The organism is Vibrio aerogenes (assembly GCF_024346755.1).
Lineage (GTDB): Bacteria > Pseudomonadota > Gammaproteobacteria > Enterobacterales > Vibrionaceae > Vibrio > Vibrio aerogenes.
The window spans coordinates 50,167-61,943 of record NZ_AP024861.1 but is presented as its reverse complement, the minus strand read 5'-3'; the positions used below and the strand labels follow the sequence as shown (position 1 = coordinate 61,943).

Here is an 11,777-nt window from a genome sequence, read left to right as displayed (position 1 = left end):
CATTAATCCTCCAGAAACTGCGTTAAAGGACTTGAAGCATCTGCAACAAAACCAGATGAAGCCAGGCCAGATTCGTAAGCCATTCTGCCAGCCTGAACGGCCATCTGAAATGCTTTTGCCATTGTCACCGGGTTGTCAGCACAGGCAATTGCTGTATTCACCAGTACGGCATCAGCCCCCATTTCCATTGCCAGGGCTGCATCAGAAGGTGAGCCGATTCCTGCATCAATCACCACGGGCACCTGCGCCTGCTCAATAATAATTTTAAGAAAGTTTGCTGAAACCAGTCCCTGATTTGAGCCGATCGGAGCACCAAGAGGCATGACCGCTGCACATCCTGCCTCTTCAAGACGTTTACATAAAACCGGATCTGCATGGCAATAAGGCAATACGACAAAACCATCCAGAACTAGCTGTTCAGCGGCCTTCAATGTTTCAACCGGATCCGGCAATAAATATTTTGGATCGGGATGAATTTCAACTTTAACCCAGTTTGTCCCCAGTGCTTCTCTCGTCAAATGTGCTGCATAAATCGCATCGCGGGCCGACTTCGCACCTGAAGTATTAGGTAATAAGTTGATCCCGGAGTGAATCAAAGGCCCGAGAATGTCGTCATTTTGATTGTTGAGGTCTACCCGCTTCAATGCCATCGTTACCAGTTCAGAGCCTGAAGCATTTATCGCATCGATCATATTTTGCCGGCCAGAGAACTTACCTGTCCCCGTAAATAACCGGGACTGAAACTGTTTATCTGCTATCGTTAACATGATTACCCTCCTGCAATCACCTGAAATAATGCAATCTCATCCCCATCTTTCAATGGTGTTTTTTCCCAGTTCACCTTTGGGATGATCTGTTCATTAAGAGCGTAGACTGAACCTGATTGTGGTAATGTCTGTCTGTCAATCACGGCCGATAGTGTCAGGCCATCTTCAAAGGAATATGTTTGATCATTAATCTTGATTTGCATGGACTGTTTCCTTTTCCTGAGACTGATGACAAACGCGACATTCCGGATTTTTGTGAAAGCTGAATGACCTGAACGACATCGTTTGTCCATTCAAAATATGAAGCGTGTTCGTTTGACTCTCATCAGCGATGCCAATGTCAACCATCTGTTTCAAGGCAGCCATTGCCTGCAATGAAGCAATGATGCTGACAACCGGTCCGATAACCCCCAGATCACGACACGACAAAGCGGGTGATTCATCCGATAATTCATCTGTTGAACCTGATTTATCAGGCGTCAAACAAGCAAAACAGGGTTGGTTAGCTGCGAAATTATAGGTAGAAATCTGACCTTCCCACTGGCTGGCTGATCCAGAAATTAAAACCGTCTTTTGCTGATAACAGATACGATTGATTTGATGGCGGGTGACCATATTGTCGCTGCAATCTATCACCATATCTGCAATCATGACTTCAAGGCTTAGTTGCTCATCACCCAATCTTTTCTCAATCGCTCTGACTCTGCAATGCTGATTCCTCATCCGGATTTTTTCCTTCAAAGCTTCAGCTTTTTGCCGGCCAATATCAGACTCGGTATAAATAAACTGACGATGAAGGTTACTGATTTCTACTTTATCATCATCAACAATCACCAAACTGCCAACACCGGCACCAGCCAACAAAAGAGAAGCTGTCGTTCCTAAACCGCCACATCCAATAATGAGTACAGTTGAGTGATTTATTTTTCGCTGACCAGACTCGCCAATTTCCGGTAATGCAATTTGTCTTTGATAACGGATAAAATCAGCATCGGTCATTGACTGCATCATATGTCTCCTTCGCTTGATGAATACCAGTTTTAAACTGACTAACGGCATCAATCACATCATTCGCTTGCGTAATTGCCCGGACAACCGCAACGCAATCTACCCCCTGCGCCATTACAAGAGGTAAATTCGATAGATCAATCCCACCAATTGCTACCGTGGGAATTGATCGCTTTTCATGGTCACACAGTGAATGAATGAGTTGTTGATACAAATTCAAGCGAACCAATCCTTGCGGCTTAGAAGGCATCTGTTTTGTTGATGTCGGAAAAATATGACCCAATGCTATATAACTAGGCTTGATCATCTCAGCGATTAAGATTTCAAAATAACTATGGGTTGAGATGCCAAGGCGAATACCTGCAGCATGAATCCATTCAAGGTCAGCATCCAACAAATCTTCTTGCCCCAAATGGATACCGTAAGCATTTTCATCGATTGCGATTTGCCAATAGTCATTGATAAAAACCTGTGCGTCATACGTTCTCCCCAACTCAATAGACTTTCGAATTTGCGTGATTAAATCCCCACCAATCGCCTCTTTGACTCTGAGCTGGACCGTTTTAACACTCTGCGCCAGGAGATTTTTAACCCATTTGAATTCATTAACCACCGGATATAGATCAAAGAGAGATGCATCAACAGCTGGGAATGGTGTTTGCGGAATATAAACAGATGTAGGTAAATCTGTTGAATTCATTTTTGGAAAGAATTGAATCTCTTTTGGCCATGTTCCACGTGAAACATTCAGCGCTGCACGCGCCAAAATAAAAACATCTTCCAGAGGGAAATCCAATATCAAAAGCGCGAGAAACCAAGACAGATGATTGGCTTTGAAAACATCATGAGGCTGAGACATCTGAACTCTGGAAATCAGAGAGCGGGTTTCATCCTGCTCAGAGAGATACCATTGCTCCGAAATTTTCTCAGGCAATGCCTGAGAAAAAATATCGACCAGAACAGAATAACGCATATTCAATTGAGCTGAATCTTCACAGGTACGCCTGTGATGCGCATAACAGATTCGCTCATCAACAGGGACATCCAGATAGCGAAGACCAATCCTCTGTGAAAACCGCTCAGCCGCTTGATGGTGACAATCAGATAACTCGTCAACGAATATAGCAATGTGTCTATCTGGCAGAAACAAAGCGATACAATCTTCCCCACTTTCCCTGAATTGATATTCAGGAACATTTAGGCCTTCACCTAATGCGACCTGAAACACTTTTGGAATAGACTCTGCGATGTGCTTATATTGCACCGGTAATTCAAGATATATCACAACGCCTCCTCACTCTTCGTTGACAGATAGAGGGTCGTGAACAGATAGAGGGTCATGAACAGAGAAAGAGGTCGCTGCATGATAAAGCTCCGAGCCTTGCGCTCTGAACTCCTCAGCTTTTTGCTGCATCCCAATGATGGGATTGTCTGGTTGCTGAACCGCGATCACCTGTTCCTGAGGAAGAGAACGGGCATAGTCACGAACTTCCTGAGAAATTTTCATCGAGCAAAATTTAGGACCACACATGGAGCAAAAATGCGCGACTTTACCTGACTCCTGCGGCAAGGTTTCATCATGAAATGCGCGGGCCGTCACCGGGTCAAGAGACAGGTTAAACTGGTCTTCCCACCGGAATTCGAACCTCGCTTTAGAAAGCGCATTATCACGGTACTGAGCACCGGGGTGACCTTTAGCCAGGTCCGCGGCATGAGCAGCAAGCTTATATGTAATTAAGCCTGTTTTCACATCATCTTTGTTTGGCAGGCCTAAATGCTCTTTCGGTGTGACATAACAAAGCATCGCACAGCCATACCAGCCAATCATCGCAGCACCAATACCAGAAGTAATATGATCGTATCCGGGTGCAATATCCGTTGTCAGTGGGCCCAACGTATAAAAAGGTGCCTCATCGCAGTGCTTTAACTGCTCCGTCATATTTTCCTGAATCATGTGCATAGGTACATGTCCTGGCCCTTCAATCATCACCTGAACATCATATTCCCAGGCAATTTTTGTCAGTTCCCCCAGAGTTCTTAATTCTGAGAACTGCGCTTCATCATTGGCATCAGCAACCGATCCCGGACGTAATCCATCGCCCAAAGACAACGCAACATCATAGCGCGCACAAATCTCACAAATCTCCCGGAAATGACTATACAAGAAGTTTTCCTGATGATGTGCCAAACACCATTTCGCGATAATGGAACCACCGCGGGAAACAATCCCTGTCACGCGTTTAGCCGTTAACGGCACGTAACGAAGTAGCAAGCCAGCATGAATCGTAAAGTAGTCAACACCCTGCTCTGCCTGTTCAATCAAGGTATCGCGCATGACTTCCCACGTCAGATTTTCAGCGACGCCATTGACCTTTTCCAGCGCCTGATACATTGGAACTGTGCCAATCGGCACCGGGCTGTTTCTGAGAATCCATTCGCGGGTTTCATGAATGTTACGGCCCGTGGACAGATCCATCACAGTATCAGCCCCCCATCGGGTTGCCCAAACCAGCTTCTCAACCTCCTCCTCAATGGATGAGGTGACAGATGAATTACCGATATTCGCGTTCACTTTAACCAGAAAATTACGGCCAATAATCATCGGTTCAGATTCAGGATGGTTGATATTTGAGGGAATAATCGCCCGGCCTTCTGCCACTTCCTTGCGGACAAATTCAGCGGTAATCTGCGCTGGTAAATGAGCGCCAAAGCCCTGTCCGGCATGCTGATGATTCAAATGTTCATCAGAAGACTCCAAAGCTTGCTGGCGCTGCATATTCTCACGCAGGGCGATAAACTCCATCTCGGGTGTGATGATGCCCTGCCGGGCGTAGTGGAGCTGAGTCACACAGCGCCCCGCCTGTGCCGAACGAATCTCAGGAAGATGTTCATAGCGGAGTTCATCCAGTGTGCGATCAGACAGACGCGCTTTGGCAAAATCAGAGCTCATCTCCGGGAGCAATGTTGTATCGCCACGCGCCTGAATCCATGGTGCTCTGAGACGTGGTAAACCCCGGTATACATCAATCTCATGCTCAGGATCTGTATAAGCGCCCGACGTATCGTAGACATAAACAGGCTCATTTGGTTGGTATACAGGTTGATCTTTTGTGCCACCAATCAGTGAATCCGCCAGTTTAATTTCACGTACAGGGACCCGGACATCAGTCCGTGTACTCTGAAGATAGACTTTGGATGAATTAGGATAAGGTTGTGAATGGATATTTTCTAAAAACTGTTTTGCTTCCAGTCTGGACTGTTTGCGACTCGACATGCATTTTTCCTCAAATTATGGTTATAAAAGAGATAAATGCTTGACGGAAATAGCTATACAAGAGGAAAGGAGGTCACTCAACATGTGACACAACGAAGAAAGAGATCAACAGAAATGAATTCTCAGTCAATGTTCTCTTGTTCCCTTCGCAGATACTAATCTGATCAGGTTCAACGGATCCCGAATAAACGGTCTCAGCCAATAGGCACTCCGACAAGTAGAAAACATTATAAAGAATGAATGTCACTTAACCAAGTAAAATCAAGTCCGGGCCATCAACTGAAAGCCAATCCACGCCGCAGAAATACTCAAAACCACATTCAAACAGATATTTATACCAAATTTAAAAAACTCACCCTGCTGCATTAACAACACATTATCCATAGAAAAAGTGGAGAAAGTCGTTAGTGCACCAAGAAAACCAAGACCAAAAATTTGTCGCCATGGCTCTGCCGGAATGAACTCACCCTGAAGTGCAGCAATTAATAATCCCATCATAAATGAACCAAGAACATTCACGGTTAAGGTGCCATAAGGAAATCCTTTACCGAACAGGAAAACACACAACTCAGAAATTAAATATCTGCTACATGCACCAAATGCGCCACCCACAGCAACATAAACAAGAATTGCAAACTGCCCCATATAAAATCCTTTAGCCTGAAACGGCAAAAAAAGAGAAAAAATCTACGTATAACGACGTTGATTTATCTAAAGAAATAAAAAGTTACAGGAGTCACTTTGTTGTATAAATAACCATCAAAACAAAAGATATATAAAACCAGATGATTAAAATTACGCTTAAACAGATAACAAAGCCTCTGTAACAAACAGAAACAATTTTACACAGGAACCGGCAAGAAATGCATAAAAAAAGCCTCTTTTCAGAGGCTCTAAAAATTCATTCGAAGATCAAACAACTATCGGCTAAAAAACTACATCACTTCTTCCTGATGTTGTTTCTCATTTTTTCTGAGCTGTTCAACCTGTTTCCGTAATGCTCTGATTTCCTGATGCATCGGAATGATATGCTCCAGACGAATCCATGACTCAACCATTAATCCCATCATGATTATCGAACCAATCACCATAGGAATCCACATATCTGTCAGAGCCATGCCTAACAGAGTCAATATAAATCCAATGGTAAAGAGATAACTCTGACTCCTGATTGTCATTCCGGTATAACGAACTAACATAGTCATATCCTCTTTCTGAAGGTTTGTATACTTTCAAGGTAGCATGCGAATGCCAATCGATATATGTCGGATATCACGTTGTCTGGTCATTCCTTTAATCAATATTCACAACACCCCATCATTCACAACAACGCTACATGAGAATAGGCTAAGGATAGAAAATTGCGCCACAGGCCAGCGCAACAAACACCACGCAAGTCACCTTACGAATCAGTGATAATGGCAACGACTCAGCCGAACATTTACCGGCTAAAACAACAGGCACATTCGCAATCAGCATGCCAGCCGTTGTCCCGGCAATCACCAACACCATGCCCTCTGTATATTGCGCCGACAAGACGGATGTTGCGATCTGGGTTTTATCACCAATTTCAGCAATAAAGAACGCAATGAAGCCAGAAACAAATGGCCCGTAACCAGAAAACTTCTCATCCTCATCCAGCTTATCCGGAATAAGCACCCATCCAGCCATCAGTACAAAACTGACGACAATCACCCACTTTAATATTGACGGGGAAAGATAATCAGCAACAATCACTCCCAGCCATGCAGCGAGCGTATGATTGACAATTGTGGCAAAAAAGATTGCCCAGATAACGGGTGCAGCTCTGCGGTAACGACAGGCAAGTAAAAGAGATAAAAGCTGGGTCTTATCGCCAATCTCAGCAAGGGCGACGGTCACAGCAGAAATAATGAAAATACTCATGACATGCTCAAAGGGGCAGGTGCTTCCAAAACCAAAGACAAACCATCGCGCCCTACCCCGGTTACACGATAATTCATCTAAGGTCTTGCTAAACGACAAAGGATATACACGTAAGAATAATTGAAAGTATGGTATATCCGCTGGTCTCGCCCGCCACGGTCATGAAGAACCGATTATGTTGACGAACGAACCATCTCAGGCCACATCTGCGATGGTAAGCTACTCCCCAAAGACGTGCGTATTAAATCAATTATCTGAAATAAACACAAGATCTGTTCAAACCAATCGCAAAAATCCACATTAAAAACAACGAATCCATCAATAAGACAATATGAACAAACTGTCTACCAATTAAACAAGATTCTCACTACTCGATCGTGTAATATCCCGGTATAATTCAACGTTATTTTTATTCATTCACAAAATTCGCGCGAACCCATTATGCACAAATATGACATTAAAACCTTTCAAGGGATGATCCTCGCGCTGCAGGATTATTGGGCCCGGCAAGGCTGTACAATTGTTCAACCGCTCGATATGGAAGTTGGTGCTGGCACATCGCATCCGATGACCTGCCTGAGAGCACTTGGTCCGGAACCAATTGCCACCGCTTATGTCCAGCCATCCCGTCGTCCAACGGATGGCCGTTACGGTGAAAACCCGAACCGTCTGCAACACTATTATCAGTTCCAGGTGATCATTAAACCTTCTCCGGAGAATATTCAGGAACTCTATCTGGGCTCGCTGCAGGCACTGGGAATTGACCCGCAGGTCCATGACATTCGCTTCGTTGAAGATAACTGGGAAAACCCAACGCTGGGTGCCTGGGGTCTCGGCTGGGAAGTCTGGCTAAACGGCATGGAGGTCACTCAGTTTACTTACTTCCAGCAAGTTGGTGGCCTCGAATGTAAGCCGGTCACCGGCGAAATCACCTACGGTATCGAACGTCTGGCTATGTATATTCAGGGCGTTGATTCTGTTTACGACCTGATCTGGACTGACGGACCACTCGGTAAAGTGACTTATGGTGATATTTTCCACCAGAATGAAGTTGAACAATCTACATATAACTTTGAACATGCCGATGTCGACTTCCTGTTCACTTTCTTTGATCAGTGTGAAAAAGAATGTAAGCACTTACTTGAGCTGGAAAAACCTCTTCCTCTCCCCGCCTATGAGCGGATCTTGAAAGCCGGGCATGCATTTAACCTGCTGGATGCGCGTAAAGCCATTTCTGTCACGGAACGTCAGCGTTATATCCTGCGAATCCGGGAACTGACCAAAGGTGTGGCAGAAGCATATTATGCGTCACGTGAAGCACTTGGCTTCCCTATGTGTAATAAGCAAGACCAACAAGCATAAGGGGAGAAAAGATGAGCAAAGAATTTTTAATTGAACTGGGAACCGAAGAGCTGCCACCAACACAACTGCGGACTTTAGCTGAAGCATTCGCCAGCAATTTTGAAGCAGAACTGAAAGGTGCGGAGCTGGCTTTTGACAGCATTAAATGGTTTGCAACACCCCGTCGTCTTGCGTTAAAAGTCAGCGCACTGGCTGAAAGCCAACAGGATAAGGTGGCAGAAAAGCGCGGACCAGCAATCTCCGTTGCTTTTGATGCAGATGGCAACCCAACGAAAGCTGCACAAGGCTGGGCCCGTGGGAATGGCATCACCGTTGATCAGGCTGAACGTCTGGTCACTGACAAAGGGGAATGGCTGCTATTCAAACAAGAAGTCAAAGGACAGGCAACTAAAGAGATTGTTGTTGACCTTGCAGCGAAAGCTTTACACCATCTGCCAATTGCCAAACCAATGCGCTGGGCTGATAAAGACACTCAGTTCATCCGTCCGGTTAAAACGCTGACGATTCTGCTGGATGATGAACTCATCGCAGGCGAAATTCTGGGTGTTCAGTCTGGCCGGACAATACGTGGCCACCGGTTTATGGGCGAGCAGGAATTTACCATTGAAAGCGCACAGCAATATCCGGCTATTCTTGAAGAACGTGGTAAAGTCATCGCCGATTATGATGCACGTAAAGCAACGATCATCGCTGATGCCCAAAAAGCAGCAAAAGCGGTCGGTGGTACCGCCGACCTGGAAGATGACTTGGTTGAAGAAGTGACTTCACTGGTTGAATGGCCGGTTGTGCTGACAGCAAAATTTGAAGAAAAATTCCTTGCTGTTCCGTCTGAAGCTCTGGTTTACACCATGAAGGGTGACCAAAAATACTTCCCGGTTTACAGTGACGATAAAAAGCTGCTGCCAAACTTTATCTTTGTCTCAAACATTGAGTCAAAAGAACCCCGTCATGTGATTGAAGGAAATGAAAAAGTTGTCCGCCCTCGTCTGGCAGATGCTGAGTTCTTCTTCAATACAGACCGCAAGCAGCCTTTAATCGATCGCCTGCCAATGCTGGAAAACGCTGTCTTCCAGAAGCAGCTGGGCACAATCAAAGATAAAACCGATCGCATTACAGAACTGGCCGGTTATATTGCAGATAAAATCGGTGCAGACGTTGAGAAATCCAAACGGGCAGGTTTACTGGCTAAATGCGATCTGATGACGAACATGGTGTTTGAGTTTACCGAAACTCAGGGCATCATGGGCATGCACTATGCCCGTCATGAAGGCGAAGATGAAGCCGTTGCCATTGCACTGAACGAACAGTATATGCCGCGTTTTGCGGGTGATGATCTGCCATCTGATGGCATCTCTTCTGCAGTCGCAATGGCAGATAAGCTGGATACCATCGTTGGTATCTTTGGCATCGGTCAGGCACCGAAAGGTTCCGACCCGTTTGCACTTCGTCGTGCATCACTTGGGGTCCTGAGAATCATCGTCGAGTACGGCTATCAGCTGGATCTGACTGAGCTGGTTGCCAAAGCTAAGTCTCTGTTTGGTGAAAAGCTGACGAATACCAGTGTTGAATCGGATGTCATCGAGTTTATGCTGGGCCGCTTCAGAGCCTGGTATCAGGATGAAGGCTTCAGTGTCGATGTCATTCAGGCCGTTCTGGCCCGTCATCCAACCAAACCAGCGGACTTCGACCAACGCGTCAAAGCGGTCTCTCACTTCCGTTCTCTGGAAGCAGCGGAATCTCTGGCCGCTGCCAATAAACGTGTTGGGAATATTCTGGCGAAATTCGATGGCGAACTGAATGCAGAAGTTGATCTGGCATTGTTGCAGGAAGATGCTGAAAAAGCACTCGCTGAAAATGTTGAAGTGCTGACTGAAGCCCTCGAACCTGCGTTTGCGACCGGTAACTATCAGGAAGCACTCAGCAAGCTTGCTGCGCTGAAAGAACCGGTCGATGCCTTCTTTGACAATGTTATGGTCATGGCTGATGACGAAGCATTGAAGAAAAACCGTTTAACGCTGTTAAACAACCTGCGGAATCTGTTCCTTGAGATTGCAGATATTTCTGTTTTGCAGAAATAACACCCACTTCAAAGCCCGGCAGTATGCCGGGCTTTCTGTTTATTGATAATAATCATCTTCAAACCAACGCCGAATGTTATACATTAATCACCTTTATCACGGTTGAAGGAATCACCATGCCCTATTTGCTTTTAACACTGGCAGCAATGTTTTGGGGAGGAAACTACGTTGTCGGACATATTCTCGTCACCGGTGCGGATCCAATTCTGATGACAGCAGCCCGCTGGATATTAACCGCTCTGCTACTCACTTCTCTGTACTACAAACATATCTTCACTCATCACAAATTAATCATACAGTCTCTGGCAACTATTGTGTTTCTGTCGATCTTCGGGCAGGTACTGTTTCCGCTCACGCTGTATATCGGCCTGCAAACAACCACCTCACTCAATGCAGCCATCTACATGTCAGCGACGCCCTGTCTGGTGTTATTAATCAACCGGATTATCTTTCATGACCACATTTCAGCAAACAACTATTTGGGCGTCTTCCTCAGCACTGCTGGGGTCTGCTATTTAATTTTTCAGGGGAATCCTCACAACCTGAGTACATTAAGCAACCTCAGCGTTGGTGATCTCTGGGCCATGGGCTCAGCGCTGAGCTGGGCACTGTACTGTTCTTTTTTGCGTAAAAAGAACAAACAAATTCCGGGCAATGTATTCGTCGCAGTCAGTGCCGTCATTGGTGCCATCATCCTGATCCCGGTGATTGCACTTTATCTCTCTTCGGTGTCATCTGTTGATATCAGTTCCTATTCACAGGCAGGATTCCTGACCGGGCTGTTATATCTGGTGATTTTTCCTTCCTGGCTGTCTTATGTTTTCTGGAACCGTGGCATTCTTGAGATTGGCGCTACCCGTGGGGAGATCTATACCCATATTATTCCGCTGTCCGGCGGGCTGTTCAGTGTGATATTTCTTGGTACCCGTCTCGAATCATTTCATCTGATCAGCGCAATTCTGATCGCAGCCGGTATTGGGTTATGCTCAGGAAGAAAAAAAAGAAAGGAAACAGCTCAATGTGTCCGGTCTTCTGAATAATCCGGCATGATTCCGTGCACCGGTTCAATCCGGTGCACGGGAGCCCCTGGTGTAAAAGAGCCCCTTTTGAAAAGTTAACACACCCCGGTTTAGTAAAGGTTTAACGCGACGATAGCTTCAATTTCAATGTGTAAATCCGGATGAATTAACTGTGAAACCTCCACCAGCGAACATGCTGGCAAATGTCCTTCGTAAAATTCAAATAAGATCTCACGAATCTGCCCAAGCTGGCCCATCTCTTTGACATAAATCGTCAGTTTTACCAAATCACTTTTAGAACAAGATTCTTTCATAAGAATCTGCGAAATCTGACTGAGAATCTCTTTACACTGCTCCGGCAATG

At 45.5% G+C, this 11,777-nt stretch carries 12 protein-coding genes and 1 riboswitch; of the genes, 3 read left to right on the top strand and 9 right to left on the bottom strand.

The features are described 5' to 3' along the window. Positions 1 to 2: 2 nt before the first annotated feature. The 8 genes from OCV29_RS00275 to OCV29_RS00240 all read right to left on the bottom strand — a co-directional run bounded on the left by OCV29_RS00275 (position 3) and on the right by OCV29_RS00240 (position 6,954). Positions 3 to 767: a thiazole synthase gene (locus tag OCV29_RS00275; protein ID WP_073604430.1), complete on the bottom strand. Its 765-nt coding sequence runs from the start codon at positions 765 to 767 to the stop codon at positions 3 to 5. A gap of 2 nt (positions 768 to 769) precedes the next feature. Next, positions 770 to 970, bottom strand: coding sequence for a sulfur carrier protein ThiS (gene thiS / locus OCV29_RS00270; RefSeq protein ID WP_073604429.1), 201 nt, complete (start codon positions 968 to 970; stop codon positions 770 to 772). Next, positions 954 to 1,778, bottom strand: coding sequence for a HesA/MoeB/ThiF family protein (locus tag OCV29_RS00265; RefSeq protein WP_245796898.1), 825 nt, complete (start codon positions 1,776 to 1,778; stop codon positions 954 to 956). The genes thiS and OCV29_RS00265 overlap by 17 nt, the downstream gene beginning before the upstream one ends. Next, positions 1,753 to 2,748: a thiamine phosphate synthase gene (thiE, locus tag OCV29_RS00260; protein ID WP_139281612.1), complete on the bottom strand. Its 996-nt coding sequence runs from the start codon at positions 2,746 to 2,748 to the stop codon at positions 1,753 to 1,755. Before thiE ends, OCV29_RS00265 begins: the two co-directional genes overlap by 26 nt. A gap of 321 nt (positions 2,749 to 3,069) precedes the next feature. Beyond that, positions 3,070 to 5,049 carry a phosphomethylpyrimidine synthase ThiC gene (gene thiC / locus OCV29_RS00255; protein WP_073604426.1) on the bottom strand — a complete coding sequence of 660 codons (1,980 nt, stop codon included), beginning with the start codon at positions 5,047 to 5,049 and terminating at the stop codon, positions 3,070 to 3,072. Positions 5,050 to 5,173: 124 nt separating this feature from the next. After that, a riboswitch (TPP riboswitch) is annotated at positions 5,174 to 5,272 on the bottom strand. Between the two features lie 38 nt (positions 5,273 to 5,310). Next, the gene (gene crcB, locus OCV29_RS00250) at positions 5,311 to 5,694 is read right to left on the bottom strand and encodes a fluoride efflux transporter CrcB (protein WP_073604425.1); all 384 of its coding nucleotides are present in this window, start codon (positions 5,692 to 5,694) and stop codon (positions 5,311 to 5,313) included. 290 nt (positions 5,695 to 5,984) lie between these two features. After that, positions 5,985 to 6,248, bottom strand: coding sequence for a hypothetical protein (locus OCV29_RS00245; RefSeq protein WP_073604424.1), 264 nt, complete (start codon positions 6,246 to 6,248; stop codon positions 5,985 to 5,987). A 148-nt stretch (positions 6,249 to 6,396) separates the two neighbouring features. Next, on the bottom strand, positions 6,397 to 6,954 hold the full coding sequence (locus OCV29_RS00240) for a TMEM165/GDT1 family protein (protein WP_073604423.1): 558 nt from the start codon (positions 6,952 to 6,954) through the stop codon (positions 6,397 to 6,399). A gap of 441 nt (positions 6,955 to 7,395) precedes the next feature. Between OCV29_RS00240 and glyQ the strand changes: the two genes are divergently transcribed. The 3 genes from glyQ to OCV29_RS00225 all read left to right on the top strand — a co-directional run bounded on the left by glyQ (position 7,396) and on the right by OCV29_RS00225 (position 11,434). Next, entirely contained in the window at positions 7,396 to 8,316 is a 921-nt protein-coding gene (gene glyQ, locus OCV29_RS00235) for a glycine--tRNA ligase subunit alpha (protein ID WP_073604422.1), read from the top strand. 11 nt (positions 8,317 to 8,327) lie between these two features. After that, on the top strand, positions 8,328 to 10,394 hold the full coding sequence (gene glyS / locus OCV29_RS00230) for a glycine--tRNA ligase subunit beta (protein WP_073604421.1): 2,067 nt from the start codon (positions 8,328 to 8,330) through the stop codon (positions 10,392 to 10,394). Positions 10,395 to 10,510: 116 nt separating this feature from the next. Then, entirely contained in the window at positions 10,511 to 11,434 is a 924-nt protein-coding gene (locus OCV29_RS00225; RefSeq protein ID WP_073604456.1) for a DMT family transporter, read from the top strand. 89 nt (positions 11,435 to 11,523) lie between these two features. On the opposite strand, the gene OCV29_RS00220 is transcribed toward OCV29_RS00225, so the two are convergent. Beyond that, on the bottom strand, positions 11,524 to 11,775 hold the full coding sequence (locus tag OCV29_RS00220; RefSeq protein ID WP_073604420.1) for a RidA family protein: 252 nt from the start codon (positions 11,773 to 11,775) through the stop codon (positions 11,524 to 11,526). Between the last annotated feature and the right edge of the window lie 2 nt (positions 11,776 to 11,777).